The sequence below is a fragment of the Streptomyces sp. NBC_00078 genome (assembly GCF_026343335.1).
In the GTDB taxonomy this organism is placed as follows: domain Bacteria; phylum Actinomycetota; class Actinomycetes; order Streptomycetales; family Streptomycetaceae; genus Streptomyces.
Window position 1 is genome coordinate 3,658,377 of record NZ_JAPELX010000001.1, and the last position, 16,300, is coordinate 3,674,676.

Consider the following 16,300-nt stretch of genomic DNA (forward strand, 5'->3'; position numbering starts at 1 on the left):
TCAGGCGCCGGGCAGTTCGTCCATTCGTACGGCGGCGACGAAGGCCCCCCAGGCGGTCGCCGGGAGGATGAGGGCGGGGCCGTGGGGGTTCTTGGAGTCCCGGACGGGGACGAGGGCGCAGGGGGCGGGGAAGTTGTCGGCGACTTCGAGGCAGTTGCCGCCGTCGGGGTTGCTATAGCTGCTCTTGCGCCAGGCTGCGGCGGTGAGGAAGTCGTCGGAGACCTCGATGCAGTCGCCGCCGTCAGTGTTGCTGTAGCTGCTCTTTCGCCACGTCGCGTTGCTCAGGTCGATGGCTCGCACGGCACTTCCTCCAACATCCGCAGGATGAACTTCCGCGACTCGGCCGGGGACAGTGCCAGGTCGCGTACCGCATCATATGTGTGCTGCAAGCGTTCAACCCTGCTTGTTTCCTCCAACAGTTCGCCCCGTACGTCGTTCTCGGCGTAAGCCACGGTACGGCCGTCCGACAGCCGTAGGAACTTCACGGCCGTGCTCATCAGACCGTGGGGACCGGCGCTGAACGGCAGCACGTGGAGAGCGATGTTGGGGCGCTCCGACATGTCCGCCAGGTGCTCCAACTGCTCCCGCCACTCCCCCGCATCGCGCAACGACGTACGCAACACCGCTTCGGAGAGGATGACGCGGAACAGGGGTGCGTCCTCCCCCTCCAGCAGCTTGCGCCGACCGAGGCGTGCCTCGACTTGCTGGTCCAGCTTGTCCCCCTTGTAGCCACCCGCCGCGAGCGCCTCACGCACGTACCCGGGCGTCTGAAGCAGCCCCGGCGGCGCGCTCACGGAGTAGTGCCACAAACTCACCGCCTCGGCCTCCAACAGCATGTACCTCCGGTACTGCTCCTTGAACTGCGTGGGATCCGCAACCGCCAGTTCCCACAGTGTCAGCAGAAACCCCTGGGTCCCGTAGTGCTGGTCCAACGCCTGGGCAACCTCGGGGCTCCCCAGCGTCTGCCCCCGCTCCAGCTTCCCCAACGTCGACCAGTCCCAGCCCAGTTGATCCGCCAGCTGCCGCAGGCTCACCCCGCTCTTCTCCCGTAAGGACTTCACCTCCTCGGCGAACCGCTGGCGCGGCTCCTGGCTGCGGCTCGTGACCGTACGTCGCTGCGGCACCTCGCCTCCCCCTTTCCCGGCTGTGGAATTTGTGGAATTTGGAACGCCCGGCGTGGAACTTGCCCACGTCAGCGGCGTTTTCGCGGTCCGGGCGCGGCATGCTCGTACCACCTGAACACGCACCGTAATCCCTCCGGTGCCCTCTGCACAGGCAAACCGGTCATGCCCAGCGAACAAGGAGTACGCCCATGACGGCCACGGCCCTCACCACCCGACCCCGACTCCCCCGCCGCACCCGCCCGCACGGCACCCCCGCCAACTGGGCGCCGCCCGGCGGCTGGACGCGGCCGAGCGAGGCGGTCCTGCGGGCGATGGAGACGGCGCTCGCGCGGTGGTCGGCGTGACGGCGCCCGCGCCCACGGACGTCTGTGACGTGTGCGGGGCGCTGCTGGCCCAGCGGGAGGCCGCGAAGGACGCGGGCCGCAGCGGCGAAGTCGGCGACTGCGAACGGGAGTTGCGAGTCGCGCTGGATGAACGGACCGGCGTGCACACCGCCTCCGTGCCCCCGCGCCCGTACGACGTGAGCCGTTCGCCCGTCCCCGTGCCCGGCTGCGAGCCCTGCGCGGAACTCGCCGCCCGCCGGGCCGCGGCGCGGTCGGCGTTCGACTACAGCGCGGTGGGCGACGCGAACGTACTGATGCGAACGCACCAGCGGCTGGAGCACGGCACGTGAGGAGAACGTGAGAAGAAGGCGACGGACCCCGCCCGACGAGGCGCTGTGGAGCGGGGTCCTCACCCTGTTCTGCGTGGCCGTACTGCTCGTCGTGGTCTTCGTCCGGACGACCGCCTGACCGCGGGGACACCGCGCGTCGGGCGGTGGGTGGCGGATTCCGGGACGCCGGGTGGCCCGGAATCCGCCCCTCGCCTCCGCCGTGAATCTCCTACCGCAGCCGTCGGCGCCCCGGCAGGAACGTGAACACCGCCGCGCCAAGGAGCACCGCCGTGCCTGCCACCAGGCCCAGGGCCTTCAGGGCGCCGTGGTCGCTCGCGCCCGTCTGCGCCAGGCCGCCGCTCGACGACGACGAGGACGACGTACCGCCGGAAGCCGAGGACGAGCCGCCCGACGCCCCGCTCGCCTGCTGTGTCGTGTCCAGGGTCAGGGAGACCTCGGACTTGTCGGGCTTGCAGGTGGTCGTCGTGCCCAGGGCGTTGATCGTGAGGACGCCCGGGGAGAGGGTCGACCTGCCGTCGGCGCCCGGCTTGTAGGTGCCGGTGAGGTCGGGGATCTCGATCGGGTCGCCGGACTTGATGGCCTCGGAGTTGGTCGGCCCCTCCACATGCACCGTGCCCTTGTCGGCGCCGCCCAGGGCCACCTCCATCGACGGTTTGACCGAACCCTTCGGGATGTCGGCCGGGCTGTCCATCACCGACTTCTTGAACTGGACCGTGAGGTCGAAACTCCCGCCGTTCTTCTTGGCGTTGATCTGGATGGGCGAGGTCGCCTTCTTCTCGCCGATGGGCGACTGGCAGGTGTAGGGAGTGTCGACTTCCTTGCCGGTGAAGTCCGACTGGTCGCTGCCCGTGCCGTCACTGGCGGAAGCCGACGCGCTCGCCGTGTCGGAGGCCGACGCGGACGGCGAGGCCGACTGCGAGGCCGAGCCCGTCGGGTCCGGCGTCGTGCTCGGCGAGCTTGTGCCCCCGACGGCCACCTCGATGGTCGCCGCCTTCTGCACCGTCTGCGTGGGCGTGCACTTGGTGTCCGTCGACATGGCGTTGACGGTGTAGGCGTCCGGTGTCAGCGTCACCTCGCCCGGCGCCGTCAGCTTCAGGGTGCCCTTCATGTCGGACAGCACCATGGCGCCGCCCTTGGGGATGGCCGGGTTCTCCCGCGTCCCCTGCATCGCGACGGCGGTGGTCTGGGCGCCCGCCGCCTTGAGGGTGCCGGACGGCTGGACCGAGTTCGCGGGCAGGTCGATGATGTCCGGGTTCTTTGAGGCGGCCTGGACGAACTTCCATACGACGTTCACCGTGTCGCCCACCTTCGCCGTGGCCGGCGCGGTGACCTCGACCTTCGTGGTGCCGTCGACGGGAGGGATGCCCGCGGGCGGCACGCAGTGCGTCGCGAACGACACCTCCGCGGCCTGCGCGGGCCCGGCGGCCAGTCCCAGCACGGCCCCTGCCCCGCCGAGCACCAGCACGGCGGCCGCCGCGACCGGCCTCCCCGTGCCGGCCGGTGTGACTCTCCTTCGCTTTCTCACGTGGGTCCCTTCCTGGTGGGAGTCGTAGGACTCGTCGGGCTGTCGTCGTGCGGTGCGGAGAGCCGGCCGGTCGTCCCCGGATCGGAGTCCGGGGTGAACCACGGCAGGGTCGTAGGGGTGGCGGGCGCCTCTTCCGCCCGGCCGGCGAACTTCGGTAGGTGAAAGGCGAGTTCGGGCAGGCGCAGCCCCCGGTGCCGGATCCCGCCGGCACGCCGTGGCCGTACCCGGTCCACGACGGCCATCCCGGTGCGGAACACCGCGGCGGGCACCACCAGGCAGACCAGGAACCAGAACAGGGTCACTCCCCAGGGCCGGCCCACGCCCCAGGGCTGTTCGGCGAGGACCTTGCCGCCGTACTTGAGTGAGACGGTGTAGTCGCCGTGCGCGCCCGCCGTGAGTTCGACGGGGAGCTTCATCCGTGCCTTCCTGCCGGGCTCGATGGTGCCGCGCCACTGCTGGTCGTCCCACTGCGGGGCGAACACGCCGTGGGAGGTGCCGACCTGGAAGACGGGGTTCCTGACCGGGGTCGTGCCCGCGTTGCCGACGGTGAAGACGAGCGTGCGCGAGGCCGGAGCGCCGAACCAGGTGAGCAGGCCGCCGGAGCCGTCGAGCCGGGTGTCCGTGAGGACCGACAGCCGGCCGCCGGACGCCACGGCGGGCAGCGGTTCGACCGCGTGCCCGGCCACCTGGAGGACCGCGTCGGCCTGCGCCTTCGCGCCCTCGACGGTCGCCACGTGCACCACGCACGGGCAGGGCACGGGCGGTTCGGTGACGGGCAGCTTCTTGCCGAAGGATCCCCCGGCATCGGTGGTGACGGCTCTTCCGTCGGCGTTGGCGCAGGAGTTGGTGCCGCCGATCACGCCCCGGGACGGCACGGACTGTCCGCAGACCAGCATCATCAGCAGGGCGTGCGAGCGCCAGCCGCTGCCGCTGACGGTGATCGAACCACCGGTCCCGGCCTGGGACTTGGAGAGCCTCACGCTCGGTCCGTCCGCCGCGGCCGTGCCCGCCAGAGGCAGCAGGAGCAGCGCGAGCACCGCCAGCAGCGCCGGTATCCGCAGCTTGCCGTTCACATCACCGCTCCCGTCAACTCGGCTTCCGTACGCGGGGATTCGAGCGCCTCGCCATCGCCCGTACGGCGCCTGCGGCCTCGTACGAGAAGCAGCGCGGCGCCTGCCGTCACCGTCCCGGCGGTCCCCGCCACCACGCCCCACGGCACGAACCGTGCCGATGCTCCGGCCGAGTCGTGTGCGCCGCCCGCCGCGGTCACGGTCAGCCGGACGTCGACCGAGTCCAGGGCGGGACGGCCGGGCCAGGGCTCGGTGAGCCGCAGACGGTGGCCGGGCGGAAGGCGGACGGGCAGGGTGCGCGGGGCGCGGTCGAGGACCGGGCCGAAGAGCCCGTCGGCGTGCACGGCGAGGCTCGGCACGAGGGCCGTGGTGCCGCGGTTGACCACGTCGTACGTGATGCGGTCGCCGCGCACCGCCACGTGCTCGACGGTGAGCGCGGACAGCGCGGGTCCGCCCACCCGCAGCCGGACCGGGACCGTGGTCCTGCGGCCGTCCTGGTCACGGGCGACGATCGCGCCGGTGCGGTCGTCGCGCCCGCTCACCGTGAAGGGGACGTCCGCCCGGGTGCGGGCGGGCACCCGGACCCGGCTGTCGGCGAAGACGACCGGGACACCGGTGCCGCTCAGCCGTACCGTGACCGCCCGCCCGCTCCGGTTGATCACCGACACCGTGTCCTGCTGAACCGTCCCGGGCGCCCCCTCGGCGTAGAAGGACGGGCGTGAGCCGCCGGCGGGCGCCAGGGACCAGCCGTCGGCGGCTGATGCCGACGGGGCGACGGTCAGCACCAGCAGCAGGGACACGAGCAGAACACGGGCGGCGGACGACATCCGGCGGCTCCAGCGGTGATGGCAGCGGTTCAGCGGCGGGCCGGCTGGTTCCTCCGCGTGATCCACAGCGCGCCCGCCGCTCCGGCGAGGAGCACCGTGCCGCCGAGCGTGCCGAGGGCGATGGCGGAGTCGTCGGGGCCGGTCTGCGGGAGGGAAGAACCTCCCGCAGAGCCGCTGTCGGATGCCGCGCCGCCGCCCTGGCCGGTCCCGCCGGAGGAGCCGCCGCTCGCCGCCGTCACGTCCAGCGTGAGGGCCGGGCCGGGATTGTTGGACGGCGTGCAGGTGGTCGTGGTGCCGAGCGCCTTGATGGTGAGGATGCCCGGGGTGAAGGTGACCTTGCCGGTCTTCTTCGGCGTGTAGGTGCCCGTCAAGTCGTTGATCTTGATGGGAGTGTTGGCCGGGATGGCGGCCTGGTTCGCCGGCCCGGAGACGGCCACGGTGCCGCTGTCGGCGCCGCCCAGCCTGATGGTGGCGCTCGGGCTCATCGCACCCTTGCCCAGTTCGACCGGGCTGGAGGAGACGCCCTTCTGCCACGACATGGTGAGCTTGTAGCCGCTGCCGCTCTTGACGCCCTTGATGTCGATGGGCGAGACGGCGCTCTTGTTCCCGATCGGCGTCTTGCACTGGTAGTTGACGTCGACGACCGATGCCTCGGCTGCGGGGGCGGCGAGCAGCACCGCCGAGCCGGCCAGGGCCGCGGCGGACGCGAGCGCGGCGGTTCGTTTCCGGTACGACACGGTTTCCGCTCCCTCTTCGAGTTCCTCGTCGAGTTCCTCTTCGACTTCCTGACGGCACATCAGATCGGGCCGTCAAGGTACGCCCGGGGTCTTGAGGAAGGAAGAGACGGTGCGGGCCGGAGTTGTGGGGATCCGGCGCGCACGAAAAAGGGTTCGCGTGGAGGGGGCAGCCAATGGGTAACCATCGGTAACCCGAGCCGCCCGGTCGAGCCGGCCCGACGGGAAGATGCCGGCCGGGCCGCGGCGGCCGGCCGGCGGCGCATGTCCTCCCCGCGCCCGGGAGGGGATTCGCTCCGGAGCGCGAGGTCTCGTTCACAGCGGGTGGCGGCTCGCGCGGGTTCGAGCCACTTGCCCGCGTCGGCGCGTGCGGACGAGGGCGGGCAGCCGTGGGTGCCCGGCAGAGCGGACTACGCGGGTGCGCCCAGCTCCGCCCACACGGTCTTGCCCGTCGCCCCGGGCGTCCGTACCACGCCCCAGTCCAGGCACAGGCGCTGCACGATGAACATGCCGTGCCCGCCGGGGCGGCCCGCGCGGTGCGGGGTACGGGGTGCGGGCTGGCCCGAGCCCTTGTCCGAGACCTCGATGCGGATCACCTTCCTGTCGCAGGAGATCCACAGCTCGTCCGGGCCCTCGGCATGGAGACAGGCGTTGGTGACCAGCTCGGAGACGACCAGCAGGACGTCCTCCGCGGCGGCCCGCTGGTCGGCGGTGGCGGCCGGCAGCCACTCCCACGCGTACAACGCCTGGCGGGTGAAATCTCGGGCGAGCGGCACGACGCCGCTCTCGCCGTCGAAGTTCAGCCTGCGGACCTGGCCGCTCCCGGACGACACGGGCGCAGCCGACGATTCGGCCGCATCACCCTCGGACCCCCCGGAAGCGCCGCTGGGCTTCGGGCCGCGGTCGCCCGGCGAGTATGGCCGGGTGGTGCTCATCAGCGCTTCACCTCACCGATTCACCAGTTCACGATGTAAGAGTCAGTACGTGGATCGACGGTGGATCCGTCGCCATGCTGCCGACATGTTCAGGGTGTCTCCTGCCCGACCGAACCGGCAGAACACCCCCTATTCGGCACGGAGGGCCGGACGCCCGGAAATTGCCGGTCCCGCAGGGGACCGCACAGGGGGTCTGGGGGCATGACACCGCCTCGGGGGCCGGCCGCCGCACTCAGCCGGCTTCGTCGGCCAGGGCCGCTTCGAGGGTGTCGTGGACGGTGAAGACCGCTTCCGCCCCGGTGATCTCGAAAACGCGCGCCACCAGGGGCTGCATCCCCGCGAGGTGCACCCCGCCTCCGGCGGCCTCCGCCTTGAGGCGGGCGCCGAGCAGCACATTGAGTCCGGTGGAGTCACAGAACTCCAGCCGTGAGCAGTCCACGACCAGCCGGTTGAAGCCCTTGGCAAGGCATGCCTCAAGTGGCTCACGCAACAGATCGGCGGTGTGGTGGTCCAACTCACCCGCCGGGGTCACGACGGCGCTGAGGCCTTCTTCCCTGACCTCCACCATTAGCCGGCCAGACTGTGCGCTGCCGACCGTCCCACGGTCCATGCCGTCTATCTCCCGACGTCGTGGCTGCTGACTCACGCCCTCGAACACTACGCCTTCCTCACACTCTCCGACACCCGAACAATCGCCCGCAAACGGACATATCCGCACGTAGCGCACTTGCGGTGGGTGCAGGAAAGCGGGTAGGGCTAGTAGAGATACGTAACCGACACGGCCGGCTTTGGAGGCGCCGCACACCGCAGTGCACAAACTGGCTTCGGCAGCCGTATGCCGAGAACGATGGAGGACATCATGTCACCCCGGCTCGACGCATCGCACACCCAGGAGGCGACGTCGACTCCCCCTCCGGAACATCTGGATCCCATCGAGAGCATCGAGAGCGACGACCCAGACGCGCTTGCCGGGCTTGCGGGTCTTCCGGAGATCCCCCCGTTCGACGAAGTGGGACCGGTGGACGCCCGAGCGCTGTCCAAGACCCTCTTCGAGCGGCTGGAGTCTCTTGAGGAAGGCACGTACGAGTACTCGTACGTGCGGAACACGCTCGTCGAACTGAACCTCGCCCTGGTCAAGTTCGCCGCCTCCCGCTTCCGCTCGCGCAGCGAGCCGATGGAGGACATCATCCAGGTCGGCACGATCGGCCTGATCAAGGCCATCGACCGGTTCGAACTCGCACGCGGGGTGGAGTTCCCCACGTTCGCGATGCCAACCATCGTCGGTGAGATCAAGCGCTTCTTCCGTGACACCTCGTGGTCCGTGCGCGTGCCGCGCAGGCTGCAGGAGCTCCGGCTCGACCTGGCCAAGGCCGGCGACGAGCTGGCCCAGAAGCTCGACCGGGCGCCCACCGTGGCGGAACTCGCTGAGCGCCTCGACCTCTCCAGGGACGAGGTCGTCGAGGGCATGGCGGCGTCGAACGCGTACACCGCCTCGTCGCTGGACGCCCAGCCCGAGGAGGACGACGCCGAGGGCGCGCTCGCGGACCGGATCGGGTACGAGGACCACGGGCTCGAAGGCATCGAGTACGTGGAGTCGCTGAAGCCGCTGATCGCCGAACTGCCGCCGCGGGACCGGAAGATCCTCTCGCTGCGCTTCGTCGCGGGTATGACCCAGTCGGAGATAGGCGACGAGCTCGGCATCTCGCAGATGCACGTGTCGCGGCTGCTGTCGCGGACGCTGGTGCGATTGCGCAAGGGACTGACGGTCGAGGAGTGACACCTCCCTGGTGGGGCAGCCCCTCGTGGGACGCCTCCCTCGTGGGACGCGTTTTCTGAGCGCGGCGCCGCCCGGAATGCCGGGCGCGCCGCGCTCAGCCGCGTCCGGACTGCCGGCGTGCTGTGCTCAGCCGCGTACTGGGTTACCCGCAGAAACCCTTTCCCCAGAGGTTTCCATCCCTCACTATGGGCCCCCGTACTCACCGGTAGGCCAGGACTCCGGCGGGCGCAGGGCGCAAGGAGGCGGGTGGATGGCTCGGGTCGACGGGACCGACAAAGGTGTCGAGACCGGGGGCGGCCGGGGGTCTGGGGGTATCCCCCAGAAAGCGGTGTATGCGGACGCGCCCGACGCGCGGCTGACCGAACTGCTGCGCACCAGCTCCGCCACCGTCTATCCGGCCCTGCAGGAACTCCGCGCCCGCCACCAGCCGGGCGTCCTCGCCTATGCCCGGCTGTGCACGGCGAGCGAGTCCGCCGCACGGCAGCTGGCCGCGCAGGCCTTCACCCTGGCCGCCCGGCAGACCGCGCGCGGCACCGAGCCCCTTGTCCCGCTGCGGCTTCAACTCCTGCTGCTGACCGGGCGGCTGGCCGCGTCCTGGGCGGGCGACGAGCGGGCCGGCGGCCTCGACCCCGGTCTGCTGCTGGTCCTGAGCACGGGGGGCGCCGCCGGCCGCGTACCGCCCATGCTCACCGCCTTCCAGTCGCTGCCCTCGCGCGTCCAGGGTCTGGTCTGGTACGGCGTCGTTGCGCGGGAGACGGACGACAGGACAGCCGGCTTTCTGGGCCTGACCCGCGAGGACGTGAGCCACGAGAGGGCGTCCGCACTGCAGGCCATGGGCCAGGCCTGTCTGCGGGCCCGCCTCGCCGCCTCGGACGACCCGAGCTGCGGCAACTTCGGCCGGCTCATCGCGGAGTCCGTGCGCCCGGACAGCCCGCGCGAGAGCGCCGACCTGCACGCCCACGTGGCCCGGTGCCCGCACTGCACCACGGCCTACGCGGAGCTGTCGGCCCTGCGGGACTCCCCGCGCACCGTGCTGGCCGAGGGGCTGCTGCCCTGGGCGGGCACTGCGTACGTCACGCGTGAGGCACCGCGCCCAGGGGCCCTCGCGGACGTGTCGGCCTGGCCGCCCTCGCGCCGCTACCTGCTGGCCTCGGTGGCCCTCGGCGTCGCCCTGACTCCCCTGCTCGTGTTCCTGCTCACGCAGGGCGGTTCGTCGTCCTCCCCGTCCCCGCAGGCGGCGGGCGCCCTCAGCACACCGCCGGGCCGGCCACAGGTCACGGTCACGGCGACGGTCTCGCCCACACCGTCCCCCTCGGCGACCGCCGAGTCGCCGGCCCCGACGAGGAGTTCCTCCCCCTCCGGCAGGCCGTCGGCGTCGCCGCGCCCCTCGCCCGCTCCGACCCACGCCCCGACCCACGCCCCGAACGGCGCCTACGCCCAGGTCGTGAACGTCGCCACCGGCTTCTGCCTGGACATCCGCGACGGCGACCTGGAGAACGGCACGGACGTGGTGACGGCACCCTGCTCCTCGTCCCGCACACAGCGCTGGCGCGTCGACTCCGCGCGCGGGGTCGTCCAGTCCTCCGCCGATCCCGGCTTCTGCCTGGACAGCCGCGGTGACGTGGACAAGGGCGCGGGCATCTGGGACTGCGGCTCGGTCGACGGCGACAACGGCCAGAACCTGAGATTCACCGTCGACACCGACGGAGTGATCCGCCCCGCGATCGCCGTCGAGACCGCCCTCACTCCGTACGACGGCGACGGGGTGGCACTGCGTCCACTGAGCGGGGGCGGACAGCAGAGGTGGCGGGCCGGGGCTGTCTGATCGCCTCCTGGCTGCCGTCCATTGCCCTCTGATCGCCGTCTGACTGCCGTCTGGTCAGGCCTGTTGTACGCCTCGGCGCCACACGGCGGTGACCAGGGGCACTCCCGGCCGGTAGGCGAGGTGTACGTGGCTCGGGGCGTCGAGGGTGATGAGGTCCGCGTAGGCGCCGGGCGTCAGCCGGCCGATGTCGTCGCGGCGCAGGGCCCGCGCTCCGCCCGCGGTGGCCGACCAGAGCGCCTCGTCGGGGGTCATCCCCATGTCGCGTACCGCGAGGGCGATGCAGAAGGGGACCGAGGAGGTGAAGGACGAGCCCGGGTTGCAGTCGGTGGAGAGGGCGACGGTGACGCCGGCGTCGAGGAGACGGCGGGCGTCCGGCCACTCGGCGCGGGTGGAGAACTCGGCGCCGGGGAGGAGCGTGGCGACGGTGTTGCCGTTCGCCAGGGCGTCGATGTCCGCGTCGGTGAGATGGGTGCAGTGGTCGGCGCTGGCCGCGTCGAGTTCGACGGCCAGTTGCACGCCGGGGCCGTAGGAGAGCTGGTTGGCGTGGACGCGCGGGTGCAGGCCCTTGGCCTTGCCTGCGGTGAGGATCGTGCGGGCCTGGTCGCCGTCGAAGGCGCCCTTCTCGCAGAACACGTCGATCCAACGGGCGTACGGTGCGCAGGCGTCGAGCATCTCGCCGGTGACGAGGGCGACGTAGGCGGCGGGGTCGTCGGAGTAGTCCGGGGAGACGATGTGGGCGCCGAGGTAGGTGACCTCGTCGGTGTGCGCGGCGGCGATGCGCAGGGCGCGGGACTCGTCGGCGACGGTGAGGCCGTAGCCGGACTTGGTCTCGAAGGTGGTGGTGCCCTGGCGGAGGGCCTCGGCGAGGTAGCGGGTGAGGTTGGCCTCCAGCGCCTCGTCGCTCGCGGCCCGGGTGGCGGCGACCGTGGTGCGGATGCCGCCCGCCGTGTACGACCGCCCGGACATACGGGCGTTGAACTCCTGCGTCCGGTCGCCCGCGAAGACCAGGTGCGAGTGGGAGTCGACGAAGCCCGGGACGACCGCCCGGCCGCCGGCGTCGACGCGGTTGTCAGTGGCGGGTGCTTTGCTTGATTCACCGGTCCACGCGATGCGGTCGCCGTCGATGACGAGCGCCGCGTCCTGGATCAGTCCGAGGGGACCGTCACCGAGGGAGGGGTCGTTGGTGACCAGCGTGGCGATGTTGGTGATGACGGTGCTGCTCATGGCGTCCTCAGGGATGACGGTGGGTTTCAGGCTCGCAGCGCTTCGACGGCGTCCGCGAGCGCTGTCGGCACATCCGGTACGAGTGTGTGGGCGCCGTCCCGCACGACGTGCCGGCCGCCCACGACCGTATGGCGCACGTCCGCCGCTGAGGCCGCGAATACCGCCGTCTCCGCGCCGAGTCGCGGCAGCGGCCCGGCCGTCCTGACCGAGTCGAGCGCGATCGTCGTGAAGTCGGCGAGCGCGCCCGGTTCCAGGACGCCCGCTCCTTCCCAGCCCAGGGCTGCATGGCCGTCCGCCGAAGCCGCGCGCAGGAGTGCCGCGGCGGTCCAGTGACCGCGGGTGCGGGTGCGCAGGCGCTCGTTGAGCTCCATCGCGCGGGCCTCTTCGAACAGGTCGATGACGGCGTGGCTGTCGGATCCGAGGGAGAGCGGGGAGCCTGCCTTCTGCAGGGCGACGGCCGGGCCGATGCCGTCCGCGAGGTCCCGCTCGGTCGTCGGGCACATGCAGGTGCCGGTGCCGGAGCCGCCGATGAGCGCGATGTCCTCGTTCGTGAGGTGCGTGTTGTGGACGCCGGTGGTGCGGGGCCCGAGCACGCCGTGCTCGGAGAGGAGCTGCGTGGGCGTGCAGCCGTGGGCGGCCCGGCAGGCGTCGTTCTCGGCGGTCTGCTCGGACAGGTGCACATGCAGCGGTGCCCGCCGCTCCTCGGCCCAGCGTGCCACGGTCGCCAACTGGCCGGCGGGCACGGCCCGTACGGAGTGGATGGCCGCCCCGATCCGTGCGTGATCCCGTTCCTTGAGAACTGAACAGCGTTCGGCCCAGGCCTCCGCGCTGCCGTCGGAGAAGCGCAGCTGGTGGGTGTTGGGCGCCTCGCCGCTGCGCTCGTTCAGGATTCCGGCCGCGAGATAGGCGGTGTCGAGGAGGGTGATGCGGATGCCGGCGTCGGCGGCGGCCTCGATGAGCGCTTCGCCCATCGCGTTGGGGTCGGCGTAGGGGGTGCCGCCGGGGGCGTGGTGGACGTAGTGGAACTCGCCGACGCTCGTCACGCCCGCCAGCGCCATCTCGGCGTACACGGCGACGGCGAGTGCGTGATAGGTCTCCGGGGTCAGCGTGTCGGCGACCGAGTACATGACCTCGCGCCAGGTCCAGAAGGTGCCGGAGCCGACCTGGACGGTGGAGCGCAGGGCGCGGTGGAAGGCGTGCGAGTGGGCGTTCGCCAGCCCCGGGAGGGTCAGGCCGCGCAGGATCTCGGCGCCGGGGGGCGGGGTGGGCGCGTCCGTGCGGACGGCGGCGATGCGGCCGTCCGCCACCTCCAGCGCCACGCCGGGCTCGACGTGGGTGTCGAGCCAGGCGTGCTCCAGCCAATACGTCCGCGTGGTCACCTGCAGGCCAGCCCTTCCAGTACGTCGGCGAGTGCGAGCACCCCGGCCACGCAGTCGTCCTCGGCGGCGAACTCGGCCGGGGAGTGCGAGACACCCGTGGGGTTGCGCACGAACAGCATGGCGGTCGGGATGCTCCCGGAGAGGATTCCGGCGTCGTGTCCCGCACCGGTACCCAGGACGGGGACCGTGAGGCCGGTGTCCTTGCCCAGGACGCGGGCCAGTTCGTCCCGCAGGGCATGGTCGAACTCGACGACCGGCGTGAAGGACTCACGGACGACGTCGAGGTCGACGCCGTGTGCGGCGGCGTACTCGCGGGCGGCCCGCTCGACACCGCCGACCACCTGGTCGAGGCTCTCCTGGTCGGCGGCGCGGGAGTCGAGCCAGCCGCGGACCAGCGAGGGGATGGCGTTGACGCCGTTCGGTTCGACGGCGATCTTGCCGAAGGTGGCGACGGCTCCGGCGAGTTCGGCCTCGCGACGGGCGGCGAGGACCGTCTCGGCGTACGACAGCATGGGGTCGCGGCGGTCCACGAGCCGGGTCGTGCCGGCGTGGTTGGCCTCGCCCCGGAAGTCGAACCGCCAACGCCCGTGCGGCCAGATGGCACTGGCGATGCCGACCTGGTCGCCGGACAGGTCGAGCGCCCGCCCCTGTTCGACGTGCAGCTCGACGAAGGCACCGATGCGTCCGAGGCGCTCCGGGTCCGCCCCGATGGCGTCGGGGTCGTAGCCGGCGGCCTCCATGGCCCTGGGCAGCGTGATGCCGTCACCGTCCGTCAGCCGGTGCGCCTGCTCGACGGTCAGCTGCCCGGAGGTGAGCCGCGACCCGACACAGGCCAGTCCGAACCTGGCGCCCTCCTCGTCACCGAAGTTGACGATGGCGAGGGGCTTGTCGAACTGCGCTTTCCTGCTGCGCAGTTCATCGAGCGCGGCGAAGGAGGAGACGACGCCGAGGGGCCCGTCGAAGGCGCCTCCGTCGGGCACGGAGTCGAGATGCGACCCCGTGACGACGGCGTCCCCGGCGCCCGGATCGCCGAGCCAGGCCCACTGGTTCCCGTTCCGGTCGACCTCGTGGCTCAGCCCGCGTGCCTCGGCCTGCTCCCTGAACCAGGCCCGGCACTCGGCATCGGCCCCGGTCCAGGCGAAGCGACGGTAGCCGCGGGAGTCGGGGTGCCGCCCGATGGGCCGCAGCTCACGCCACATGGAGTGGAACGAGCCGCCACCAGGCTGTGAACCGCGAGGCTGTGGGCAGTCGTTCCGCGGGGCGGACCGGGTGGGCACAGCCGCACCCGCACCCGCTCCTGCACCCGCACCCGCTCCCGCTCCCGCTCCCGGCGAGGAGACCGCAGTCCCCACCGGACGGCTGCCGCCCCGCTCATCTTCCGGAAGGATCACGCGTCGTCACCCTCGCGCATGGGAATCCGCACACCCCGCTCCTCGGCAACCGACTCCGCGATGTCGTACCCGGCGTCGACGTGCCGGATGACACCCATGCCGGGGTCGTTCGTGAGCACGCGGCGGATCTTCTCGCCGGCGAGCTTGGTTCCGTCGGCGACGGAGACCTGCCCGGCGTGGATGGACCGCCCCATGCCGACGCCACCGCCATGGTGGATGGAGACCCAGGACGCACCGGACGCCACGTTGACCATGGCGTTCAGCAGCGGCCAGTCGGCGATCGCGTCGGAGCCGTCGAGCATGGCCTCGGTCTCGCGGTAGGGGGACGCCACGGAACCGCAGTCGAGGTGGTCACGCCCGATGGCCAGCGGAGCCGCCAGCTCACCGCTCGCGACCATGTCGTTGAAGCGCTCGCCGGCCTTGTCCCGCTCGCCGTAGCCGAGCCAGCAGATACGGGCGGGCAGGCCCTGGAAGTGGACGCGCTCCCCCGCCATCTTGATCCAGCGGTGCAGGGACTCGTTCTCCGGGAAGAGGTCGAGGAGGGCCTTGTCGGTCTTGGTGATGTCGGAGGCCTCGCCGGACAGGGCCGCCCAGCGGAAGGGGCCCTTGCCCTCGCAGAACAGCGGCCGGATGTAGGCGGGGACGAAGCCCGGGAAGGCGAACGCCCGCTCGTACCCGGCGAGTTGGGCCTCGCCGCGGATCGAGTTGCCGTAGTCGAAGACCTCCGCGCCGGCGTCCATGAAGCCGACCATCGCCTCGACGTGCCTGGCCATGGACTCACGGGCACGGGTGGTGAAGCCGGCCGGGTCCTTGGCCGCGGCGTCCGCCATGTCGTCGAAGTCGACGCCCACGGGCAGGTAGGACAGCGGGTCGTGGGCGGAGGTCTGGTCGGTGACGATGTCGATGGGGGCGCTCTCGGCGAGCATGCGCGGCAGCAGCTCGGCGGCGTTGCCCAGCAGGCCGATGGAGAGCGGGCGGCGGGCGTCACGGGCCTCGACGGCGAGCTGGAGGGCGTGCTCCAGGCTGTCGGCCTTCACGTCCAGGTAGCGGTGCTCGATGCGGCGCTCGATCGCGCGCGGGTCGACGTCGACGCAGATCGCGACGCCGTCGTTCATGGTGACGGCGAGGGGCTGGGCGCCGCCCATGCCGCCGAGGCCGGCGGTGAGGGTGATGGTGCCCGCGAGCGTCCCGTTGAACTTCTTCGCGGCGACGGCGGCGAAGGTCTCGTAGGTGCCCTGGAGGATGCCCTGGGTGCCGATGTAGATCCAGGAGCCGGCGGTCATCTGCCCGTACATGGTCAAGCCGAGGGCCTCCAGACGGCGGAACTCCTCCCAGTTGGCCCAGTCGCCGACGAGGTTGGAGTTGGCGATCAGCACGCGCGGGGCCCACTCGTGGGTCTGCATCACGCCGACCGGGCGGCCGGACTGGACGAGCATGGTCTCGTCCTGCTTCAGCCCCTTCAGCGTCCGCACCATCGCGTCGAAGGAGCGCCAGTCGCGGGCCGCCTTGCCCGTGCCGCCGTAGACGACGAGCTTGTCGGGGTGCTCGGCGACCTCCGGGTCGAGGTTGTTCTGCAGCATCCGGAGGGCGGCTTCCTGCTGCCATCCCAGGGCGCTCAGTTCCGTACCGCGCGACGCTCGTACGGGGCGGGGTCCTGACATGGTCTGCCTCCTAGCGGAATGTTGCCATCGTTATTCACATCTTGACTCTCTGAATAGAGCTAGTCAATACATGGGTGAGCCAGCGGGGGCGGGCCGTGGGTGTTTGGCTGGATGTACTGGATGGGCCGGCCGGACGGAATCGGGGCCGGCGGCGA

Annotated in this window: 16 protein-coding genes; 4 read left to right on the forward strand and 12 right to left on the reverse strand. The window is 71.6% G+C overall.

Going from position 1 to position 16,300, the window contains the following annotated elements:
• Together OOK07_RS16995 and OOK07_RS17000 are read right to left on the reverse strand one after the other, a co-directional pair.
• On the reverse strand, window positions 1–300 hold the full coding sequence (locus tag OOK07_RS16995) for a DUF397 domain-containing protein (RefSeq protein ID WP_266797240.1): 300 nt from the start codon (window positions 298–300) through the stop codon (window positions 1–3).
• On the reverse strand, window positions 282–1,124 hold the full coding sequence (locus OOK07_RS17000; RefSeq protein WP_266797241.1) for a helix-turn-helix domain-containing protein: 843 nt from the start codon (window positions 1,122–1,124) through the stop codon (window positions 282–284). Before OOK07_RS17000 ends, OOK07_RS16995 begins: the two co-directional genes overlap by 19 nt.
• Before the next feature lie 188 nt (window positions 1,125–1,312).
• Here OOK07_RS17000 and OOK07_RS17005 point away from each other — a divergent pair, with 188 nt between their 5' ends.
• The gene (locus OOK07_RS17005; RefSeq protein ID WP_266797243.1) at window positions 1,313–1,468 is read left to right on the forward strand and encodes a hypothetical protein; all 156 of its coding nucleotides are present in this window, start codon (window positions 1,313–1,315) and stop codon (window positions 1,466–1,468) included.
• Entirely contained in the window at window positions 1,465–1,797 is a 333-nt protein-coding gene (locus OOK07_RS17010) for a hypothetical protein (RefSeq protein ID WP_266797244.1), read from the forward strand. Before OOK07_RS17005 ends, OOK07_RS17010 begins: the two co-directional genes overlap by 4 nt.
• Before the next feature lie 208 nt (window positions 1,798–2,005).
• Here OOK07_RS17010 and OOK07_RS17015 read toward each other — a convergent pair whose 3' ends face one another.
• The 6 genes from OOK07_RS17015 to OOK07_RS17040 form a co-directional block, all read right to left on the reverse strand.
• Window positions 2,006–3,322, reverse strand: a complete 1,317-nt coding sequence (locus OOK07_RS17015; protein WP_406311850.1) for a hypothetical protein — start codon at window positions 3,320–3,322, stop codon at window positions 2,006–2,008.
• Window positions 3,319–4,395 carry a hypothetical protein gene (locus tag OOK07_RS17020; RefSeq protein WP_266797245.1) on the reverse strand — a complete coding sequence of 359 codons (1,077 nt, stop codon included), beginning with the start codon at window positions 4,393–4,395 and terminating at the stop codon, window positions 3,319–3,321. The genes OOK07_RS17015 and OOK07_RS17020 overlap by 4 nt, the downstream gene beginning before the upstream one ends.
• Entirely contained in the window at window positions 4,392–5,219 is an 828-nt protein-coding gene (locus OOK07_RS17025; protein ID WP_266797247.1) for a hypothetical protein, read from the reverse strand. The genes OOK07_RS17020 and OOK07_RS17025 overlap by 4 nt, the downstream gene beginning before the upstream one ends.
• 29 nt (window positions 5,220–5,248) lie before the next feature.
• On the reverse strand, window positions 5,249–5,956 hold the full coding sequence (locus tag OOK07_RS17030) for an LPXTG cell wall anchor domain-containing protein (RefSeq protein ID WP_266683566.1): 708 nt from the start codon (window positions 5,954–5,956) through the stop codon (window positions 5,249–5,251).
• Between the two features lie 407 nt (window positions 5,957–6,363).
• The gene (locus tag OOK07_RS17035; protein ID WP_266797248.1) at window positions 6,364–6,888 is read right to left on the reverse strand and encodes an ATP-binding protein; all 525 of its coding nucleotides are present in this window, start codon (window positions 6,886–6,888) and stop codon (window positions 6,364–6,366) included.
• 232 nt (window positions 6,889–7,120) lie between these two features.
• Window positions 7,121–7,498 carry an STAS domain-containing protein gene (locus tag OOK07_RS17040; protein WP_266797250.1) on the reverse strand — a complete coding sequence of 126 codons (378 nt, stop codon included), beginning with the start codon at window positions 7,496–7,498 and terminating at the stop codon, window positions 7,121–7,123.
• A gap of 237 nt (window positions 7,499–7,735) precedes the next feature.
• Here OOK07_RS17040 and OOK07_RS17045 point away from each other — a divergent pair, with 237 nt between their 5' ends.
• Both OOK07_RS17045 and OOK07_RS17050 read left to right on the forward strand, forming a co-directional pair.
• The gene (locus tag OOK07_RS17045) at window positions 7,736–8,665 is read left to right on the forward strand and encodes an RNA polymerase sigma factor SigF (protein WP_266681121.1); all 930 of its coding nucleotides are present in this window, start codon (window positions 7,736–7,738) and stop codon (window positions 8,663–8,665) included.
• Window positions 8,666–8,915: 250 nt separating this feature from the next.
• Window positions 8,916–10,490 carry a ricin-type beta-trefoil lectin domain protein gene (locus tag OOK07_RS17050; RefSeq protein WP_266797252.1) on the forward strand — a complete coding sequence of 525 codons (1,575 nt, stop codon included), beginning with the start codon at window positions 8,916–8,918 and terminating at the stop codon, window positions 10,488–10,490.
• A gap of 54 nt (window positions 10,491–10,544) precedes the next feature.
• Here OOK07_RS17050 and hutI read toward each other — a convergent pair whose 3' ends face one another.
• From hutI to hutU, 4 genes are all read right to left on the reverse strand, one after another.
• On the reverse strand, window positions 10,545–11,714 hold the full coding sequence (hutI, locus tag OOK07_RS17055; RefSeq protein ID WP_266681125.1) for an imidazolonepropionase: 1,170 nt from the start codon (window positions 11,712–11,714) through the stop codon (window positions 10,545–10,547).
• Window positions 11,715–11,740: 26 nt separating this feature from the next.
• Window positions 11,741–13,093 (reverse strand): formimidoylglutamate deiminase, encoded by a 1,353-nt coding sequence (locus OOK07_RS17060; protein ID WP_266797253.1) that lies wholly within the window; start codon window positions 13,091–13,093, stop codon window positions 11,741–11,743.
• Window positions 13,090–14,292, reverse strand: a complete 1,203-nt coding sequence (locus OOK07_RS17065) for an allantoate amidohydrolase (RefSeq protein WP_266797254.1) — start codon at window positions 14,290–14,292, stop codon at window positions 13,090–13,092. Before OOK07_RS17065 ends, OOK07_RS17060 begins: the two co-directional genes overlap by 4 nt.
• A gap of 188 nt (window positions 14,293–14,480) precedes the next feature.
• Complete coding sequence (gene hutU, locus OOK07_RS17070) at window positions 14,481–16,145, reverse strand: urocanate hydratase (protein ID WP_266797256.1); 1,665 nt, start codon at window positions 16,143–16,145, stop codon at window positions 14,481–14,483.
• Window positions 16,146–16,300 lie beyond the last annotated feature (155 nt).

Excerpts from the sequence above, each read along its gene's own strand:
- OOK07_RS17005 (WP_266797243.1), top strand. The coding sequence starts at position 1,313 with ATGACGGCCACGGCCCTCACCACCCGACCCCGACTCCCCCGCCGCACC.
- OOK07_RS17025 (WP_266797247.1), bottom strand. The coding sequence starts at position 5,219 with ATGTCGTCCGCCGCCCGTGTTCTGCTCGTGTCCCTGCTGCTGGTGCTG.
- OOK07_RS17035 (WP_266797248.1), bottom strand. The coding sequence starts at position 6,888 with ATGAGCACCACCCGGCCATACTCGCCGGGCGACCGCGGCCCGAAGCCC.
- OOK07_RS17040 (WP_266797250.1), bottom strand. The coding sequence starts at position 7,498 with ATGGACCGTGGGACGGTCGGCAGCGCACAGTCTGGCCGGCTAATGGTG.
- OOK07_RS17045 (WP_266681121.1), top strand. The coding sequence starts at position 7,736 with ATGGAGGACATCATGTCACCCCGGCTCGACGCATCGCACACCCAGGAG.
- OOK07_RS17050 (WP_266797252.1), top strand. The coding sequence starts at position 8,916 with ATGGCTCGGGTCGACGGGACCGACAAAGGTGTCGAGACCGGGGGCGGC.
- hutI (WP_266681125.1), bottom strand. The coding sequence starts at position 11,714 with ATGAGCAGCACCGTCATCACCAACATCGCCACGCTGGTCACCAACGAC.
- OOK07_RS17065 (WP_266797254.1), bottom strand. The coding sequence starts at position 14,292 with ATGTGGCGTGAGCTGCGGCCCATCGGGCGGCACCCCGACTCCCGCGGC.
- hutU (WP_266797256.1), bottom strand. The coding sequence starts at position 16,145 with ATGTCAGGACCCCGCCCCGTACGAGCGTCGCGCGGTACGGAACTGAGC.